The sequence below is a fragment of the Nostoc sp. genome, from assembly GCF_036917355.1.
In the GTDB taxonomy this organism is placed as follows: domain Bacteria; phylum Cyanobacteriota; class Cyanobacteriia; order Cyanobacteriales; family Nostocaceae; genus Nostoc.
Map to the genome: position 1 here is coordinate 1 of NZ_JBALDP010000047.1, position 17,787 is coordinate 17,787.

A 17,787-nucleotide genomic window follows, 5' to 3' on the forward strand; every position below is an offset into this window, starting at 1 on the left:
TTTTTAACTATATTGCTTGAGTTGCATTTAGGACAGTACATAGTTCTGGTATTGAACAACACTTCTTAATTCTATCATTACTATGCACTACTACCTAATTTTTCTCTGGAAGAAGAACAATCGGATAGCCATTATTCAAGGAAGGTCAGCTTATCTTTTACTGATACTTCAATTGATAAAGTTGCATCTGTTATGGGGGGTTACGTACCTTTAACTCAAGTGACAAATTCTCAGCGTGTTGTAACTCGCGAACAACAGCCTGTCTTACCTCCTTTTCAGAAACCACTAGAAGAAGCACAGTCCAGCTATGATAAGCCTTTGCAGGAAGGAATTATTAATACTACGGTTCAAAGTAATATTGAAACTAATGCCCCTTCAAATTACTTTGAAAAAGATGGACAGGGTATTCTTATTTCAATTAACCCTGATTACAAGGGCAAGAACAAAAAGGCTCAACAACAAAGATTTAGTTTACTTTATGTTTGGGCTTATAACTTACTTCACGAAGAACCAGTTCCTAATAAGGAACACTTGAATCAAGCTGCTAAAACAAATGGAGTATACGATCAAAATTATTCAACACATCTTAATGATATTGCAAGCCGTTTCTTTATTAAATCTGATGGAACTTTTAAAGTTAATCCTAGTGGACGTGCAGAAGTCAATAAAATTCTTGTAGAAATGCAAAACCAAGATATTATTGGTTTTGAGTATTCAAAGTCAACTAAGAAGAATTCTAGTCGAAGTTCTCGGATAACAAAAGAAGAAACTCAAAAAATCGAAGAGTGGCTTCAATTACCATCAAGGTTTGACAGCTTCGATGTAAGAAAATTAGATACTGGCGTTAAGTATGCCCTTCTTGCCTTATACGACATTATCAAAGAATTAAAAACTCAAGACGCTGTGAAACCAGGATTAGCATACGAGTACCTCACCAAAAGATATCAAACTGTTTCAGTGAAAAAAGATAATTTTACGAAAGCCTTGACTAACACCAAAGACTACAGCAAATACTTTGGTCGTACTCATGAAAATTTATATTATCTTACATCTGAAGCTGAAAGTCTTGTGGAAGAATGGCTTAACGAAGATACTGTTCAGTAACTATAGAAATTGTGAGTATTCAAAAATCCAATATTGAAACAGCTTTATCTTCTAAGCTGCCAAAAGATATTCTGATTGTATTGCTTAATGAGTATCAAAATATCAAACAAAACTTTTTTATAAAAAAGTTTCGTCCAACTGAATTAAATGCTGCTCGTTTCAGTGAATGCATTCTACGTTTAATTGAATTTCTAGATACGGGTAATTTTACACCATTTGGAAAACAATTAGATACTCAAAAAATAATCAATCGTGTTATTTCCAACACGAATTTACCAGAGGGTATCAGGTTTTTTATTCCTCAATTAACAAGAGTTCTTCTTGATATTAGAAATAAAAGGAATGTTGCTCATGTGGGCGGGGAAGTAGATCCAAATTACTCTGATTCTCTACTTGTAGCACATTTAGCAGACTGGATTTTAATTGAACTTATACGTAATTATCATACTAATAGTATTGATGAAGCAAGAAAAATTGTTGCAAGCATTAACGAAACAAAAATACCTTTGATAACAGAAGTTGATGGTTTTATACGAATTCAAAATACAAAACTAAATTCTGAAGACAAAACTTTAATTATTCTGTACTATAAACAGCCAGATAAAGTTAGTGATTCAGATTTGACGAAATGGATTAGATATACAAATATAAGTAGATATAGAACGCAAATTTTGAAAGCATTAGATGATGAAGCACTTATCCATTATGAGAATCGTTTCTGTGTAATTCTCCCCAAAGGTATCGCCTGGATTGAAAAAAATATTAATCTAGAATTAATTGTGTAATTATTGTGGTGTTAAAGCAGGTTAGAGATTGCCTGCTGTAATGTAAACAGCCATGTCTAGTTTAGGTTACGCCTAAGCATATTACACATATAGCTGAAAGCGCGAGCGCATTCAAAATTATTGAGAAATTGAGCATTCAAAATTACGAATTACATTAGCATCTCTAGTTATCTTCAACATTTTATTTCCACCAGGCTGTAGTTCGTATTCAACCTTTTCAATATCTATCTTGTAACCTTTTGAAGTGTAATATTTGACAATTTCATCTAAATATTGTGAATGTTTCCACATTAAAGTTATGAGGGGGAATATTCGGACTTCTTTAGCAATACGCAACATCTCACCTACAGAATCTAGGTGAAAATCGTAATCGAGATGGTCTGAATATAAAAACAGTAAATGTGAACAAAGCGCTATGTCAAATTCTTGATTATTAAATGCCAGTTTTGGCAATTCACCGATTGTGTATCTGTTGCTTTTTTTGCCAGCTTCATAATCAGACAGAAATTCTTGAATAACTTTCACCCTATTATGTCGCAAATCATCCGGTGATTTATGATAGCTCCATACCCAATCATTCGTTGTAGCCTTGACTTGATTAATAATGTTATCTACCACTTCATTAAATCTTTGCAATATCTCATCGCTAGAAAATTGGTAGAGTGGATCAACAGAAACTACACTTTTACCCTGACGTGTCATTTCTGCATTAAAGCTTGCTGGGCCATCCCCAATTCCAATGATTCTTTTATTTAAATCTGCATTTGTTAAATTGAATATTTTTATATATTCATCCATTGACCTCCCAAAAGGAACTACTTTATCTAGAACCATTGCCATATAATTTCCCTCGCAAAGGACTGATTAAACAAGATAATAGTAAACTCAAAATGTTTTATCCACTGCTAGACGGCAATCATTCAGAAGCGCGTTCAGTTCTTTTATAACTGTTAAAGGATTTTTACCTATAAATACAGCAGCGATCGCAGCTTCATAAGGATTTCTACCTGTTCTTTTGACAGCATTTATTGCAGCTTGATTTGATAATCCTCGGACACTAACTAGCCAAGCCGCTAACACATGTCCAGTACGCCCAATTCCACCAGCGCAGTGTACAACAACTTTCTCATTTTGTTTATCGGCTTCTATTAAAAAAGGAAGTATTTTATGTGTAAGAGTTTCTAAATCAGATAAATGGAAATCTGCAATTGGTGCCCAACAAACTACCTGATTCCCAAATTCCTGTTTGTAGGTGTCCAGAAGATTAGAGTAAGAAGCTAGCTGTTGTTCATCAAGAAGACAGCAAACTCGCTTGATATCTTGGCGCTTCATGAATTCTATCCAATCCTGAACATTCTTGTCAGTGTATCCAGGTCGTGCAGCACCAAAGACTATTTGCTCCTTTTCCCAAGCTGGGGCAAATTTGTACATATTTAGTCTAAAGTCGAGGTTGGTAAATCTAACCAATGGTAGAAAATGGCGATCGCAGTTTAAAAATCCCCTTTACACTCAATGCAAGCTAAAGTTACTAATCTAAAGACCTAATGCAATGCCTACGTAGGTATACCTCGCTATCTTGCTCTAGGCTGATACTGCGCTGCATCAAACCTACCTGAAAAATCTTAGGATAATAATCTAAATCGCACGGTCATAATAAAGTTTTTCAATAAATTTTATATTTTTGTGAATTGTTTTGCTGTCTATACTACCTCTAATGCTTGTTTTTAGGACTTTTGCAGCTTACTTAGCTAGCTCCAGTAGTTACCTTGACTAATCAATGAGGTTAAGAGAAACTAACTAAATACTGATGTGTGTGCTTATAATACTAATAAGTTTCGTAAAGATTCTGAGATATATATGTTGAAAGATGGAACATTAGTTAACAAATGGCGAGTTTGTATCTAAAAATGTTCCTACGGCTATATTTTTAGCCTTCTGCTAAGGCAGTACAATTTAAGCGTACTTATCCTGGTTGACCAAAAGAATGGAGACATTAGAGTTCATAATCTATCCAGACGGTCGGGTACAAGAGAAAGTCACTGGCATTGTGGGTAATTCTTGCGCTGAAGTTACAGCAGCAATAGAGGCACAGCTAGGGCAAGTACTTAATCATGAGCCAACCTCAGAATATTTCGCCGCCAAGGTGCAGCAATCTAATGTGGCGAATACACACACCACTTACAGCGATTGGTAAGTTTTCACAGTAGTTTAGTGTTATTAATTCACAACCACCATGTCACACTTTAGCCAAATTAAGACTCAAATCCGTAACCTTGATTCTTTGAAAGATGCTTTGACTGAATTGGGCGTAGACTGGAAACCCGGCCCACGCGAAGTTCGTGGCTATCGCGGTCAAACCCATCCTGCGGAAGTTAGTATTGAGCAGGAAAATGGCTATGACATCGGCTTTAGATGGAATGGCAAAGAATATGAATTGGTGGCTGACTTGCAATATTGGCAACAAGATTTGTCTGTAGATGGATTTTTGCGCCAAGTAACACAGCGCTATGCTTATCAAACAGTTGTCAAAGAAACCGCTCGTGTTGGTTTTCAAGTTTCTGAACAACAAAAAAATGAAGATGGTTCAATTCGCCTGGTAGTACAGCGCTGGAGTGCGTAATGGCTGATTTTCTGCCGTCGCCGGAAGAACAAGAAGATAACCGTTCCGGTTTGGAACCAGAATTAGGGGGTTTTTTACGGGATGCCCCAGAACGTTCTGGTTTAGAACCGGAATTGGGTGGTGTGTTCCGCCAAAATGGTGTTTATGTTGACGAAATCACCTGTATTGGCTGTAAGCATTGCGCTCATGTTGCGCGTAACACCTTTTATATTGAACCAGATTACGGGCGATCGCGCGTGGTTCGGCAAGATGGGGACGCTGAGGAAATTATTCAAGAAGCAATTGACACTTGTCCGGTTGATTGCATTCATTGGGTTGATTACACTGAACTGAGAAAATTAGAAGACGAGCGCAAATATCAAGTAATTCCTTTAGTGGGTTATCCTGTAGAACAGGCAGTTGTTGCTAGCGAACGTCGGCGTAAAAAGCAAAAGTTAAAAACCAAAAAATCCCGTTATTAAGATAAAAACGTTAAATCAATATAATAAAGGACTGGTATATCCAGTCCTTTTGTTTTTCGTTATGTATTTAATTTCTGATGCAAGGATAATTTTGAATTCTTTATAAGGGCTAACTTCCTTCATTTGAAATTTAGAGGATCGTGTTGTGAAAGTAATTTTTCTACTTTTGCCTCGTCTAACCTAGCGGTTAATCTTCTAGTTTCATGCAAGTCTCTAGTAGTTTTTGCCAAAGTAAAAGTTGAGCCAACAGAGAAAGCCATACCCATACCCATAAAGCCTTTCACCCAGCCATTTACAGGTAAGTTTACAATACCGAAGCTGGTCATAGAAATAGAAATCACAAAAGCTGCCCAAGTTTGAATAACCCAAGCTGCACTATCTTTTTGGGTACCAATTGTTTGCATATTTTCTACCTTTGATATGAGTTATTAATACCAATTCTTAATTCGTAATTAAGAAGCGTAAGATTTAATCTGGGTTTTCAGACTTGTATCTATAGTTTATTTTTGGAGAATTGGTGTTAACAGTAATTATATTGCTTGGTAGGTTTACTGGTAATTAATAGTAAGACCAGTTTCCTAACTGGACTTCAACAAGTGAGCTTAATAGCAATGTAGTAAGTAAAACTGGCACAAGATTTGTACCAGTTTTACAAGTGGCATTCAAAGGATGAGTTTAGTTATTCATCTGGAAAAGTCTGTACCTTGCCATCAGGACTAAGAACAACCCGAATTCTGACATTTTGTCCATTTTTATTAGCGGAAACAAAAGGTTTGCCAACTTCAGGCATCCCAGCGTTATCAACGAATTCTCTTGCTGCCTTATTAAGGGGGAAAATTCGTTCAATTGTGCCGTCAACACCAACTACCAAACTGTACTCTAATGTTTGTCCCAGTCCAGTGGGTGGTTGCCAACGCTTTGTGAGGTATTGTCTAGCTTCTGCTACTTGAGGTGTGTCAAATAATGTGCCAGTAGCTACTTCTCTGGATGTGGGGTTTTTACTTGCGTCCCCTAATTGATCGATAAATGGATTATTAGCAGCAGTTCTAGAGGAGGGAAGTTGTGAAGTAGGTTTCTCTCCAGCAGAAGATTGCTGTAAGGAACGGATTCTTTCGTCTAACTGTTGTGAGGTTAGTGGGGAGGGTTGAGTTGGGGTATTGACACGATTCTTATTGGGTATGGTGTCAAGAGATGGAGGCAGGACTGGTGAGATATTAGTTGGTAGGCTATTTGCGTTAGAAGATAGTCTGGGTGGCAAATTCCGCAGTTGAGGGATAGCACCGGCACCAGCTTGGGGACTTGACCCGGTTGGATTCTGTCCCAGATTTGGTAATATGGCAATTTCCTGGCCTGGGATTTTGCTGGATGGTGCGTTAGGGAAGCTCGCCGGAGGCATCGCTCGATTACTAGGGAGGGTTGCAGTCGTCCCTTGAGGTATTGTCAATGTATTTGGTGGCGATGCAGAGAAACTACTAGAACTAGGGGCTGTTAGAGGTGCTTGGGGTAAAGTGGATGTAGAAAGTGGAGGGGTAGAACCTAGCAAATTATTTGATGGAGGGGTTAGCCCAGGTTCAGGGGTGGGGAAGTTTAGCGAGGATGAAGGTTCTAGAGCAGTCTTTACTGCTTCTGAATTTGATGTTTTGGCTGTCTGCTGTTGCTTTTCTCTAATATTGTTAGCATATTGCCAAGTAACTGGTAAAAAACCTACACCTAATACTAATACTGCGGCAATAGGTGCCCAAGCAGGAAACCTCAGAGTCGAACCTGTGCTGTTGAGAGTTGGAAGTGCCATGACATCAGTTGAGTATTCATCTAAAGCACTTGCCAAATCGAATAGTTGCAGCAAACTGAGTTGAATGACGGGGCCAGATGAATAGTTGGCCAGAGAACCAAGAAATAGGTTGTGAGTTAAATAGCTGCTTGGTTCTAAGTGGATATTTGTCCCTGGAATCTGGTTACTAAAAGCATTTAATGTTTTTGTTGAAGACTTTAATTCCGGATCGTCCAGTGCTGTACTTGACTCTTGGGTACTGGAGAAACTGACCCAAAAGCTTTCTGGAGACTGTTGGAGAAATTGCTGTACATAGTTGGTAACAGCATCACATAAAGCTTCGAGTTGCTCGCGATCGCCCCGAATTGGAACTCTTTGTTCTTCTGGTAGTCGGGGATCGTCAAAACGTAGCTCAAAACTCAGATGTTTGAGGACAGTTTTCCCCATCCAACGAGACAAAGGTGAGCTTTGCGCGAATACTTCTAGCGTGCAAGTCGGTGGTGTGTAGCAACGAATAACTGAATTTGATAGAGGCATGACAGGAACTACGAAGAAGACTATATTGGGATTTTGCAAAAATTGAGCCAGTTGCTTGCAAAGAAAAGTTGGAACGGTGGATTCTTCCACTCAGAAATTTGTTAGGTTCCTTCTGTTATGCAAACTGGCGTGCAAGGAGGAAGCATTGTTGATAGTGCATCGCTCAAGAACTAATGACCATCAAAAAGGTTTCCTGACCTAGCAAACTTTTGAAAACAAATTTTGGTTGAGGAATTTCAAATCTAAAATTTAAAATTTTGTTGAACGGTCTATAAGTGCTAGCCAGAGACGGCGATGCCCACCAGGAGCGCTGTAAAAAAGTAAATCTACAAGCAGTTTTAGGGCCAGGTTAGTTAGTAAATCCGTTGAGATTTGCTCGTCCTCTTCCATCCGCTCTTGGTAGGTGTTGCAAAAAGCATCAATATAGTCTCCAAGTAAAGCAGCCTGGTGAGGTTCCCGGTTATTTTCTGCCATTTGTTCTAACAGACCGACAGCACGGCGAATCAATTCCTGGTGCTGTTTGGCTAGGTAGCAGACGATCAAAACAAGCGATCGCGCTTCTTCGACATCTAGCTTTTTTCGCCCTCCTTGACCTTTGCGTAGAGGATTTGATTGGCGCAATCGCCATAAAGCTACGCGGTCTGGCACTCTTGACTCTAAATTCAGATCGGTTGCCGCCGAAAGCATTGCCTCTGAACCAATCCCAGTTAAGGTTTCTAGCGCCAACAGCACCAAGTCTAATTGGGTTTTGATATTGTCCCATTGAACTGTGTTTGGGGCTGGAAGCTTGATTAAATCCTCCCACTGGGAATTTGGAGTGGCTGAGTTGGCGGCCGAGTGCATAACTTTTAGCATAGGTGATCGAGCTGATAGGGGATGTTGCTGTTACCCATTTTGAAACCAGACTCTTAAGAATCAAGCTTGGTTTCCCATAGATAGCTATGAGCCAGAGGCTTCAGCTAGCTTTTTTATCTGGTAAACAGTAGATATCTTTGTCTTACTCTAGATGAAAATTTATTTTCGACAAAGTAAAAAATTATCAATTCTAATTAAGGTTTACTTGACTTTCACTGTTAGCTCCGTATCAGAGTATAAATAAACTATTGTTTTAAGTGCTAACCGCTAGCGATCGCTAAGTAATTATGTAGAATACCTCCTAATTTATTTGCGGTTTTAAATTTTGAAATTTCTTGATATTTATTACTTGGTCTTAATGTATACATAATTACTCTACAAATATTTTACCTGTTTGCTAAAGGCACTTTTTGCTGCTGGACATTACCCCAACTGAGTTTTACCCGTGTGCAGCCTGTTATTTCAGTATAGGCTGGGCAACATCAGGACGATTGATGCCTCCATGAATAAAAGTGATGACAAACTTAAAAATTTGATAAAGTCAGCGTTTGAAGATGTTGAGCAATTGATTTATTCCAACTTAGTTGGTAGTATAACTCTAACCACAAACCACGCACATATCAAAACTCATTTATGAAGTTAATGGGCAGAGGTATCCTTCTCCTAAGAAACCATTCTGTTTTCTTAGGAGAGGGGTATATTACTGTGTGATGCTGCTACTGGCAAAACAATAGTAATTTTGGATACAAAGTATAAAGCCCCTAAACTGTCAGGAAATACAGATATCCCTCTTCTGTCACTTTCCGAAATAAGCAAGTAGTTCAGGAGCTAAATCATCCAGAAGCATAACAAGGTTTAAATTGATTTATTGCGGCAATTAAATGATTGAATCCCATTAACAAATGTGAATTAGGGAAAATACTTAACCAGGGATAAATTAACCAAAATAGTAAAAGTGGTTGGATAATGAGACGCAGATTATTTAAAGTATTCTTCCATCCAAATTCATGGTTCCATTGCGGATGATTAGAAAAATCCACATCACTATTTTCTTGTACCTCAGTCTCAAATTGACGAGATTAATTTAAGCTTAAGAAGACTGGCGAATTTAAACTAATCCGCAGTGTAAACACAAAAAATAATCTCCCACCACCTTTCAATATGTTGGAAATTAGTAAAACGGTAATCTGTCCAGCCTAGTTCCTGTTTACACTGTCGAAACCCATATTCTACCCAGGTTCTTAATCCATATAAGTCACCTAAGATTTTCTTGAGATTACCTTGCAGATTCGTCATCACGAAGAAGGTAGAATTTTCCGGCATGGTTTCTGGATCAGTAGTCATTTCCCAGTAAGTTATGGCTCTTTTTTTACCATAAACTATTTCCCTAATGTATCTAATTTCTGATTTCTGATTGCTAAATGTTCTCTCTTTCTTTACACCACTTATTCGCCCTAACGCTCTGTACTGCTGGCAACCAGACTCCATGATTATTTCTTATCGCTACGGCATAATCTAATTTGTATTCAACTAGTTTTCTAATAAATTGGCTGCTTTCACCATATAAACTATCCGCTAGTACTAATTCAATAGTAAAGCCCGATTCAATTAGCTCTGTAATAATTTCTGATGCTAACTCTATTTTAGTTTTGTATTTATCTTCTTCTTTTAGCGTTCCTTTTGGTTTGAATATTTTTACACTTAAAGGAAAAGTTATATTAGAGTAAAGTCCATAAGCATTGACTGCAAACGTTTCCATTATCGACTTTTCCGAAACTCCCTAAATATTGCCTGGCTACATAATCAGCGGAGCCGGAGACGCTCCGCCTCCGGTCTTTTTACCTTTTTTCCTATCTCCTGTTTCATCTATTACTACTGTAATTGCATTGCCATCCAATGCTTTTTTTAGTTTATTTAATCTTCGTTGTTTTAATTCCTCTACTGACCAACCTGAATTAGCTAAAAAATGATGTAATGACGCTCGCTGAGTTTATACTTACGGCTTTCGCTATCTCTGGTAACGATTTTCTTTTGATTGGTGACATTATCCCCAGATGTAAATATTTGAAGCACTCATAATTTCTTACTTCTTTAAACAGGTCTTTATACTCTGTACAATATTCATCTACAATCGCAACTGTTGGGTGAGCGTCTCTCGCCAAATGCTTGAGGATTTGTAATTCTACATCCATTGCCCTACTTACCTTTCAGGGTTTTATTTTTTTATTCTTTTATTCAGAATACCCGGAAAGTGACAGAAGAGGGATATTTATCAAATGATCGGCTACGCAAACACAGCAAAATGTGAGTAAGCCTTTTTGATATATCCCAAAGACTTGACACAGCCACTAGATATTAAAAGCGATAAAATACGAGTCCGCAGCCTCACCTTTTCCCTAGATGATAATCTCGATCGCGCAGGTCAAACCTTCTTAAAGAACCTTTTTCTCCTAATCCCTTCAGAACCCACACCAATAATTAGGAAAGGGGATGGATGACATTCGCTTGCTGCAAATCACCCATCCCCGAATAGCTGCCCAGATTATGAACCTGGAATCTATAGTCCGGTATCTAATCATCCCAGTATCGGCCGAGATATGTCGATTGTCACTGGGATAGATACTGATTTAAAAGATATCTACCAAAAGATGCGTTGTTGATTAACCCCTTTTTCTATCTCCCATCGCCAACAGCGCCGTTCCGTAAGCCGCTTCTGTGTACACTGACGCGACTACAGGAACCTGCAAATGACGCGCCCTAATTGCAGTCCAAGTATCATTCGCCGCACCACCGCCAGCAGTATAAACACGGCTCAGTTTGTCTGCTCCCATTTGTTGTAATAATTCATACCCTCGCGCTTCTATGCGGGCAATGCTTTCTAATAACCCATGCAAAAATTCCACTGGATTATCTGGGCGTGGTTCCAAACGTGGGGGTAGATTGGGATCGTTAATTGGAAAGCGATCGCCTACCTTCAACAACGGATAATAATCTAACTCGCTAGCTTTTGATGCATCAATCTTCCGGCTAAGGCTTGCTAACTCAGCGTTTGTGAAAAATTGCTTTAGTACTGCACCCCCAGTATTAGAAGCGCCCCCAGTTAGCCACAAATCACCCAACCGATGGCTGTAAATCCCATATCTGGCATCTTCTACACGAGTACGACTTAACAACTTTAGTACCAACGTTGAACCAAGGGATGTCACGGCTTCACCAGGTAATTTTGCCCCACTGGCGAGAAAAGCGGCAATACTATCAGTTGTACCAGCACACACCAGACAATCACGGCGTAAACCGAACTTATCTGCAATCTCAGGGCGCAATTGAGCTATCGGAGTCCCAGGACTTAAAACTTTGGGTAGCAGCTGAATTGGTATTTCTAGCAATTCTTGCCATTCTGGGTATTTCAACTTTTCTACGTCATAACCCAGCTTTAAAGCATTATGGTAATCGCTAATACCCAACTGTCCATGCAGCAGAAACGCCAGCCAATCGGCTTGATGCAGGAAATATCTAGCTTCACTAAAAGACGGTAATTGCCTCATCCACAAAAGTTTGGCTAGGCTAGAGGTGGCACTCAACACGGTATGATTGGGGGGTGCGATACTCCTCAAATGCTCTAGGACGCATGATCCCCGCGCATCGTTGTACAGCAATGGTGCATCTACAGGGTTGCCAGCAGCATCGACCAGCAAGACGGTAGAGGAAGTACCATTAATTGCGATCGCTTTAATTTCTCGCCGCAATTGGTCAGGTATTTGTTCCACCAACGCAAACAAAGCCTCCTGCCAAATTTTTGGCGTAACGGCATCTGGTGAGTCATGGAAGGGATATCGCACCTCTGCCTGAATACAAGAGGCTTCCTCGTCAATCACCACACCGCGTCCGCCAGATGTGCCGAAGTCGATACCCAGATATAAATTCATAATTTTTATAAATTTTTTTAATGGAGAATAAATAAGAACTACTGACTAATAACTGCTTTTGTTGCATCTTGTAACAAGATATTCCACAATCTTGGCAAAACAAGGAAAAGTAGTAAACGAACTGTTCAAAATCTATTCAGGTTAGGAGGTTTTCAGCCATGCCTATCTTAGATACTCTGTACATCGCTCAGATATCTTCTATCTCAGATACTCAAGTCTACATCGCTCTAGTTGTAGCCTTGATCCCAGGAGTTCTAGCTTGGCGATTAGCCACAGAACTTTACAAATAAGGCTCCGATGTGACACAGTTGAAAAGCTAATAATCCTGGCAGTACGGGGTGCAATTTCCAAACTTTATGGCTTTATGTCATAAGTACCTAGAAACCTTGCACTTACGTAAGCCAGGTTATTTTTTAACTAGTGCGACACTTGTAGCTATTTCAAAAAAATGAAGTAATATGACAGCTAAATCAAGCATTCAGGAGTGCTGAGTGCTAATTCAGCTCCGAGTATCGAGTGCTGGTTGCTGAGTTATATTTCCAACTCAGCACTCTTGATAGTACTTCCCTTCACTAAGCGAGGTTATCTTTTAGCATCATGAACGCGATTCAACCCTCCAGACCACCGTTACAACCTATACAAAAACGCCGGATCATTTCTCGACCAAAGCGGCATCTTCGTCAACGTTCTTACCAGGTGATGGCACTGGAAAGTACAGCCAAAATAGCGGTCAATCTTGTGATTACTGCCGTTGCAGCATCTGCTCTAACACAACTCTTGCCTTATCACTGGTTACAGCAAGAAAAATTGCGAGAAATGAGTACTGAAGTCAAGCTGATGGAAGGACATGTCAATGCTTTGCAGGCAGAATTTAGTCGTAACTTTGATCCGCAAGAAGCTAAAATTATTAGACAACGACAAGGATACCGATTCGATCCCAGCCAGCGTCAGATCGTGTTGATGAATCAAGATCGCCGAGAAGATGAGCAAACAGACTCGTTACCCTAAGATAAATGGCGAATTTGGGATTATTTAGGTTTATTGTGATTCAGGCTACGTATAAACCGGGTGTTAATTTATATTATTATTGCTAAGAAGTAATGGTTAATAGCTAATTTTTGAATAGCTATGTAGTTATCATCTATTAGTCATTAGCGATACAGCGTCACTAAACTCTAGTTCAAAATTAATCAATCAATTATTTTGAATTTTGAATCCCCCAGAAGAACTAATCTACCAATTAGGACGCTGATTGAGATAGTAACTCGTCTAGCCAATTTTCGAGTTGTAAACGCAAGCGACAACCAGGAATATCCTTATCGTTGTCGAGAGAGGGTAGTTGAGTAAGGGCGCGACGATAATCAGCGATCGCACAATTCCAGTCGCCCCAAAGATGGTAAGTTCTGCCGCGTTCAGCCCAGATATGACCTTCTAGTTGACCGAAAAGCAGTGCTAGCTCAAAATTCTCAATTGCCACCTCGTATTGCCCCAAATCACGCCAGGTAATGCCTCGGTTAATCCACGCCCGAACATGGTGAGGTTTCAAATCAATCGCTCGATCGTAGTCGGCAATAGCTACTGCTAATTCTCCACAGGCCGCGTAGTAATTTGCGCGGTTATTATAAGCACTAGCCAAATAAGGATTAAATTTCAGGGCGGTATTATAGTCGGAAAGAGCTTTTTCCCTGTCGCCACTTTGGAAATAAATTAGCCCCCGGTTGTTGTAATCAACAGCATTGTGGGGATGGCGGAAAATTAGTTGGCTTAAAAGTGCGATCGCCTCAGTATAATCTCCTTGTTGAGCCAACTTCAAAGCAAAAGAGCGTAAGTCGCTATCCCTAAAAATAGATTCACTGCGATCGCTTTTCCTCCGCTCTTGAAGTTTGTTTGTAGTATTTAGAACATATTTATATTGGTTATTTTGCTGGTCATCGTCAGCTAAAAATGAGTGAATATTCATCTTTCCCTGCCTGAAATCCCTGCTTTATGAAATAAAAGTCTAGTTTTTACAGATGGTGGTTTTACCACTGTGTCTATTTTTAAGGTATTTATGGTTACTTGAAAGCCATCTCAAGACTGAATTTAACTACTTACACCAGTAGAAATCTACGCCCTAAATAAACAATTGCTCCTCAAACCTATTCATGGATACTTGATCCCGAAGGCAAATTCCAGAAATAGCAGACGTTAAATCTCAAAGAATAGTCAAGTAGTGAGAGCGACAAATTGGTAGAATGCCAACAAGCCTTTCATTAAACAGGGGATGAGGAAGCAGGGAAAAATTAATGCCCAATACTTCTCTACGAGAGGCTGCGCCAACGGCAACGCTCAGTACAAGTGCCCAATACCCCATGCCCCATTCCCTAAATTCAATTTTTAAGTTTTGAGAAATTTCCTGATGACAACTGCAATTTCCTATCCCAATGCCCCTGATTTAGCAACTGATGATTACATTGTTATCGGCTTGGCAACCTGCTTCGTCAAAGAAGATGGAGAAGTTTATCAAATCGAAGTTATAGAACCGATTCCCTCTGCTGCTTTGGAAGCCCTGTTAAAGGGCATTCCTACCTCCTATAAGCTGGCTTATGCCACAACTTTGGGATCTGTGCTGGATGGCGATTCACCACTGCTACCAGATGGCTTTCCAGAGTCAGCTCAGTTTGGAGAGGAATTTGTGCCACGGGCATTTGCAGCAGCTCGTACATACAAGCGTCGTGAATCTGCAAAATCCCTGATTCCCTTGGGTACAAACTACACTGAATTTAAGTATTCCATTGAGCGGAAACGGGTGTTAAACGCCGCCAGAGTTGTCACCAAAGAAGACAATATTAAACAGCATTCTCACACTCACAAAGTGCTTTAAGTAATTATGCTAAAACTTTACGGTGGCGCTCGTAGTCGAGCATCAATTGTTCACTGGTATTTAGAGGAATTAGGAATTCCCTACGAATTCGTTAAGCTTGATATGCAGGCGGGTGAACACCTCCAGCCTTCATATTTGGCAATTAACCCATTTGGTAAAGTCCCAGCAATTGTTGATGAGGATTTTCAGCTTTGGGAATCTGGGGCAATTTTGCTGTATCTTGCCGATAAGTATAGTAAAACTCCACTTTCACCAGAGGAAAATGCTCTATTTTCCCAATGGGTGTTGTTTGCCAATGCTACCCTTGCTCCAGGGATTTTTGGAGAGGAGAATCGAGAGCGGGAAATGCCCCGCTTGTTGACTCCGTTAAATGAAATTTTCAGTAAGCAACCTTTTTTACTTGGCAATCAGTTCACTGTTGCTGATGTGGCAGTGGGGTCTATTCTGAATTACATTCCCATGATACTGAAGCTAGACCTCAGCCCCTATCCAGCAGTTTTGAACTATATGAAGCAATTATCTGAGCGTCCGGCATTTCAAAGAAGTATTGGCGGACGGACTTAAAATAATTCGTAATTCATAATTCGTAATTCGTAGTTAAAAATTTAATTACGAATTACGAATCTTTTAACGATAGTTTGTAAATTGCAAAGCAACTGGGTAGTCTTCTTGTTTTAGCCGCTGCATGACAACTTGCAAGTCATCTTTAGATTTGGCAGAAACCCGCACAGCATCCCCTTGAATTGAAGCTTGTACCTTCTTGAATTCATCCCGAATCAATTTGGAAATTTGTTTGGCGATTTCCTGACTTATGCCTTTTTTGAGTTTGATTTCTTGACGCACGCGATTACCACTGGCTGATTCAACCTTGCCAAAATCAAAGATTTTTTGGGAGAGGTTACGCTTGGCGGCTTTTTCTCGCAGAATGGTGTGTACAGAATCTAAGGTAAACTCGCTGTCAGTACTAACGTTAATGCTTTCTTCAACTAACTCGACAGTAGTTTCAGTATCTTTAAGGTCGTAACGACCTTTGATATCTCGTATAACTTGATCGACAGCGTTAACCAACTCTTGTCGGTCAAAGTCGCTCACAATGTCAAAGGAAAAAGTAGAAGCCATAAAACATTTTGGATTTTAGATTTTGGACTTCGACTTCGCTCAGTCGAACAATTTTTAGATTGGGTATTGGGAAAACTTTTCCCCAGTCCCCATACCCCAGCCCCAATTAACTAGTAGCTTGGATGATGCTCAAGAAAAAGAGAGTGCCACAGCTAAAGATGCCAGTGGCAAACATGAGCGACCGCAAAAGGGGTATATTCAAAATATAAAAAATCGAGTATAGGAAACGAGCCACCACAAAGGCGATCGCAGCCACTTGGGCTGTAAAAGAATTTACACCAGTTACATAAGCCATCAATGCAGCTGCGGCAAATATCATAAAGGCTTCAAAGGTGTTCTGATGTGCCCAAGTAGCCCGTTGGGCATAAGGTGGCAATTTATCAAACATGGCGCGAGGAGTAGAAACCATTTCAGAACTAATACGCGCACGGGCATAAGCTACTAGCAAAAATGGCACATAAATGAGAAATGCAGCAGCAGCGATCGAGTACAAAAAAATTATCATTACTTATTGGTCGTTGGTTATTAGTCATCAGTCATCAGTCATCAGTCATTAGTCAAATGCAAATGACAAAAGACAAATGACAAATGACTAATCAAAGTAGAAAAGCGTCACCACTTTTCTTTGTTCTTCTGCATCCTGACAAGTTTGTAACAGGGTGCGGCTGTCGTGAAACGCAAAGCAGATTAGTTGCTGGCAACGGGAGACAATTTCTTTGTTGCACAAGTAACTAGCTTCCGCCAGAGACAGATTATCATTACTGGGATTTTCGACTAGATGCATTACCTGTTCTAGTTGCTGGCGCGATTCTAAAGGCTGGCGTTCCAGGCTTTGGGGTAGAATCACCGTCAACAAATTTGCATCAGCCCGCGTTGCTCCCTTGATGGCCGCGGAATTTGTACCTGTAGCACCAGAAGTAATGATTCGATTACCCGATAAAACTAGGGCATAAGTCATCATTTCAATAAGATTCTGATGCGTTATCGGGACGTGACGAGAACCTAGCAAAGCAATTCTTTTAGAACCTGTTTGCTGGATTGTCGCCAATTCTTGGGCTAATGTATCGAGGTTAATAAGGTCTGTTGATTGGCTCAAAGATGGAGATAATCAGACTAAACGACCCAGATATTTTACCAAACAGCGTGTAGATGCGAAGAAAACTTAAGTTAGACATTGCGACTATTTTTCGATTGTTTGGTTCAGTAACTCCATTACTTGGTTACACCAGGCTAGCCAATGTGTTTCATAACTAATGCCATTTAAGAGAGTCAAGTACTGAAATTTGCCCGGTTCTGAGAGTTCATGCGGATTCTGAAAGTAACGCTGTTCTAAGTTATGGTACGTAGACAATTTTTTTTGATGGGCTTTTTGGTGATGTTCTAGCTCTGCCAAAATGGTTTGGTTAGGAACAATATGACCAGCAAAAATTTTAACTAGTAAATCATCTTTAATCGGTGTGGGTTCACAAGGTTGAGCAATCCACTCTTTGAGGTGCTGTTCTCCCAAGTCTGTAACGCTGTAGAGCCTTTTATCTGGCCGTCCTGCTTGAAGAATCGACTCAGAACCGATCCATCCTTGTTCTTCTAGCTTCGACAACTCCCGATAAATCTGCTGGTGACTTGCTGACCAGAAAAAGCCTACAGAGCCATCGAATCGTTTTGCTAAATCATACCCACTACAGGATGCGTCAACCAGAGCCGCTAATATTGCGTGCGCTAATGCCATAATTTTTAATTCACTACTTG

At 39.9% G+C, this 17,787-nt stretch carries 21 protein-coding genes and 1 pseudogene; 9 read left to right on the plus strand and 13 right to left on the minus strand.

What is annotated here, in order from left to right; genetic code table 11:
* The first annotated feature begins 219 nt into the window (after nucleotides 1-219).
* Both V7K53_RS14005 and V7K53_RS14010 read left to right on the plus strand, forming a co-directional pair.
* A complete protein-coding gene (locus V7K53_RS14005) occupies nucleotides 220-1,104 on the plus strand; it encodes a hypothetical protein (RefSeq protein ID WP_335198120.1) in 885 nt (294 codons plus the stop codon).
* Between the two features lie 11 nt (nucleotides 1,105-1,115).
* Entirely contained in the window at nucleotides 1,116-1,889 is a 774-nt protein-coding gene (locus tag V7K53_RS14010) for a hypothetical protein (protein ID WP_335198121.1), read from the plus strand.
* Nucleotides 1,890-2,006: 117 nt separating this feature from the next.
* On the opposite strand, the gene V7K53_RS14015 is transcribed toward V7K53_RS14010, so the two are convergent.
* On the minus strand, nucleotides 2,007-2,729 hold the full coding sequence (locus V7K53_RS14015; protein ID WP_335198122.1) for an SAM-dependent methyltransferase: 723 nt from the start codon (nucleotides 2,727-2,729) through the stop codon (nucleotides 2,007-2,009).
* 45 nt (nucleotides 2,730-2,774) lie between these two features.
* Complete coding sequence (locus V7K53_RS14020; protein ID WP_335198123.1) at nucleotides 2,775-3,320, minus strand: protein-tyrosine phosphatase family protein; 546 nt, start codon at nucleotides 3,318-3,320, stop codon at nucleotides 2,775-2,777.
* A gap of 553 nt (nucleotides 3,321-3,873) precedes the next feature.
* Here V7K53_RS14020 and V7K53_RS14025 point away from each other — a divergent pair.
* Genes V7K53_RS14025 through V7K53_RS14035 form a run of 3 tightly spaced genes read left to right on the plus strand, consistent with a single transcriptional unit; the run spans nucleotide 3,874 to nucleotide 4,970 of the window.
* Complete coding sequence (locus V7K53_RS14025) at nucleotides 3,874-4,083, plus strand: DUF2997 domain-containing protein (protein WP_094328129.1); 210 nt, start codon at nucleotides 3,874-3,876, stop codon at nucleotides 4,081-4,083.
* Between the two features lie 39 nt (nucleotides 4,084-4,122).
* The gene (locus tag V7K53_RS14030; RefSeq protein WP_012406942.1) at nucleotides 4,123-4,509 is read left to right on the plus strand and encodes a DUF1257 domain-containing protein; all 387 of its coding nucleotides are present in this window, start codon (nucleotides 4,123-4,125) and stop codon (nucleotides 4,507-4,509) included.
* On the plus strand, nucleotides 4,509-4,970 hold the full coding sequence (locus tag V7K53_RS14035) for a ferredoxin (RefSeq protein WP_335198124.1): 462 nt from the start codon (nucleotides 4,509-4,511) through the stop codon (nucleotides 4,968-4,970). Before V7K53_RS14030 ends, V7K53_RS14035 begins: the two co-directional genes overlap by 1 nt.
* A gap of 119 nt (nucleotides 4,971-5,089) precedes the next feature.
* On the opposite strand, the gene V7K53_RS14040 is transcribed toward V7K53_RS14035, so the two are convergent.
* The 5 genes and pseudogenes from V7K53_RS14040 to V7K53_RS14060 all read right to left on the minus strand — a co-directional run bounded on the left by V7K53_RS14040 (nucleotide 5,090) and on the right by V7K53_RS14060 (nucleotide 12,059).
* Complete coding sequence (locus V7K53_RS14040) at nucleotides 5,090-5,374, minus strand: YiaA/YiaB family inner membrane protein (RefSeq protein WP_289796743.1); 285 nt, start codon at nucleotides 5,372-5,374, stop codon at nucleotides 5,090-5,092.
* Between the two features lie 275 nt (nucleotides 5,375-5,649).
* Nucleotides 5,650-7,278, minus strand: coding sequence for a DUF4335 domain-containing protein (locus V7K53_RS14045; protein WP_335198157.1), 1,629 nt, complete (start codon nucleotides 7,276-7,278; stop codon nucleotides 5,650-5,652).
* Nucleotides 7,279-7,527: 249 nt separating this feature from the next.
* Complete coding sequence (locus V7K53_RS14050; RefSeq protein WP_322660741.1) at nucleotides 7,528-8,133, minus strand: DUF3038 domain-containing protein; 606 nt, start codon at nucleotides 8,131-8,133, stop codon at nucleotides 7,528-7,530.
* An 833-nt stretch (nucleotides 8,134-8,966) separates the two neighbouring features.
* A pseudogene (locus tag V7K53_RS14055) lies at nucleotides 8,967-10,325 on the minus strand (IS701 family transposase).
* A gap of 468 nt (nucleotides 10,326-10,793) precedes the next feature.
* Nucleotides 10,794-12,059, minus strand: a complete 1,266-nt coding sequence (locus tag V7K53_RS14060; RefSeq protein ID WP_335198125.1) for an FGGY-family carbohydrate kinase — start codon at nucleotides 12,057-12,059, stop codon at nucleotides 10,794-10,796.
* Between the two features lie 200 nt (nucleotides 12,060-12,259).
* Between V7K53_RS14060 and psaM the strand changes: the two genes are divergently transcribed.
* Entirely contained in the window at nucleotides 12,260-12,349 is a 90-nt protein-coding gene (gene psaM / locus V7K53_RS14065) for a photosystem I reaction center subunit XII (protein ID WP_040630342.1), read from the plus strand.
* 307 nt (nucleotides 12,350-12,656) lie between these two features.
* Nucleotides 12,657-13,067 carry a hypothetical protein gene (locus tag V7K53_RS14070; protein WP_335198126.1) on the plus strand — a complete coding sequence of 137 codons (411 nt, stop codon included), beginning with the start codon at nucleotides 12,657-12,659 and terminating at the stop codon, nucleotides 13,065-13,067.
* A gap of 232 nt (nucleotides 13,068-13,299) precedes the next feature.
* Here the strand turns inward: V7K53_RS14070 and V7K53_RS14075 are convergent, their stop codons facing one another.
* Both V7K53_RS14075 and V7K53_RS14080 read right to left on the minus strand, forming a co-directional pair.
* Nucleotides 13,300-14,019 (minus strand): tetratricopeptide repeat protein, encoded by a 720-nt coding sequence (locus tag V7K53_RS14075; protein WP_335198127.1) that lies wholly within the window; start codon nucleotides 14,017-14,019, stop codon nucleotides 13,300-13,302.
* A gap of 234 nt (nucleotides 14,020-14,253) precedes the next feature.
* Nucleotides 14,254-14,412, minus strand: a complete 159-nt coding sequence (locus tag V7K53_RS14080; protein WP_335198128.1) for a hypothetical protein — start codon at nucleotides 14,410-14,412, stop codon at nucleotides 14,254-14,256.
* A 45-nt stretch (nucleotides 14,413-14,457) separates the two neighbouring features.
* On the opposite strand from V7K53_RS14080, the gene V7K53_RS14085 reads away from it, so the two are divergent.
* Both V7K53_RS14085 and V7K53_RS14090 read left to right on the plus strand, forming a co-directional pair.
* Complete coding sequence (locus V7K53_RS14085) at nucleotides 14,458-14,922, plus strand: hypothetical protein (protein ID WP_335198129.1); 465 nt, start codon at nucleotides 14,458-14,460, stop codon at nucleotides 14,920-14,922.
* Between the two features lie 6 nt (nucleotides 14,923-14,928).
* A complete protein-coding gene (locus V7K53_RS14090; RefSeq protein WP_335198130.1) occupies nucleotides 14,929-15,486 on the plus strand; it encodes a glutathione S-transferase family protein in 558 nt (185 codons plus the stop codon).
* A gap of 63 nt (nucleotides 15,487-15,549) precedes the next feature.
* Here V7K53_RS14090 and V7K53_RS14095 read toward each other — a convergent pair whose 3' ends face one another.
* From V7K53_RS14095 to V7K53_RS14110, 4 genes are all read right to left on the minus strand, one after another.
* Complete coding sequence (locus V7K53_RS14095) at nucleotides 15,550-16,041, minus strand: YajQ family cyclic di-GMP-binding protein (RefSeq protein ID WP_012411046.1); 492 nt, start codon at nucleotides 16,039-16,041, stop codon at nucleotides 15,550-15,552.
* 106 nt (nucleotides 16,042-16,147) lie between these two features.
* The gene (locus V7K53_RS14100; protein ID WP_335198131.1) at nucleotides 16,148-16,546 is read right to left on the minus strand and encodes an MAPEG family protein; all 399 of its coding nucleotides are present in this window, start codon (nucleotides 16,544-16,546) and stop codon (nucleotides 16,148-16,150) included.
* Between the two features lie 87 nt (nucleotides 16,547-16,633).
* Complete coding sequence (locus V7K53_RS14105; RefSeq protein ID WP_041565591.1) at nucleotides 16,634-17,137, minus strand: hypothetical protein; 504 nt, start codon at nucleotides 17,135-17,137, stop codon at nucleotides 16,634-16,636.
* 84 nt (nucleotides 17,138-17,221) lie between these two features.
* Nucleotides 17,222-17,767, minus strand: coding sequence for a PadR family transcriptional regulator (locus V7K53_RS14110; RefSeq protein WP_335198132.1), 546 nt, complete (start codon nucleotides 17,765-17,767; stop codon nucleotides 17,222-17,224).
* Between the last annotated feature and the right edge of the window lie 20 nt (nucleotides 17,768-17,787).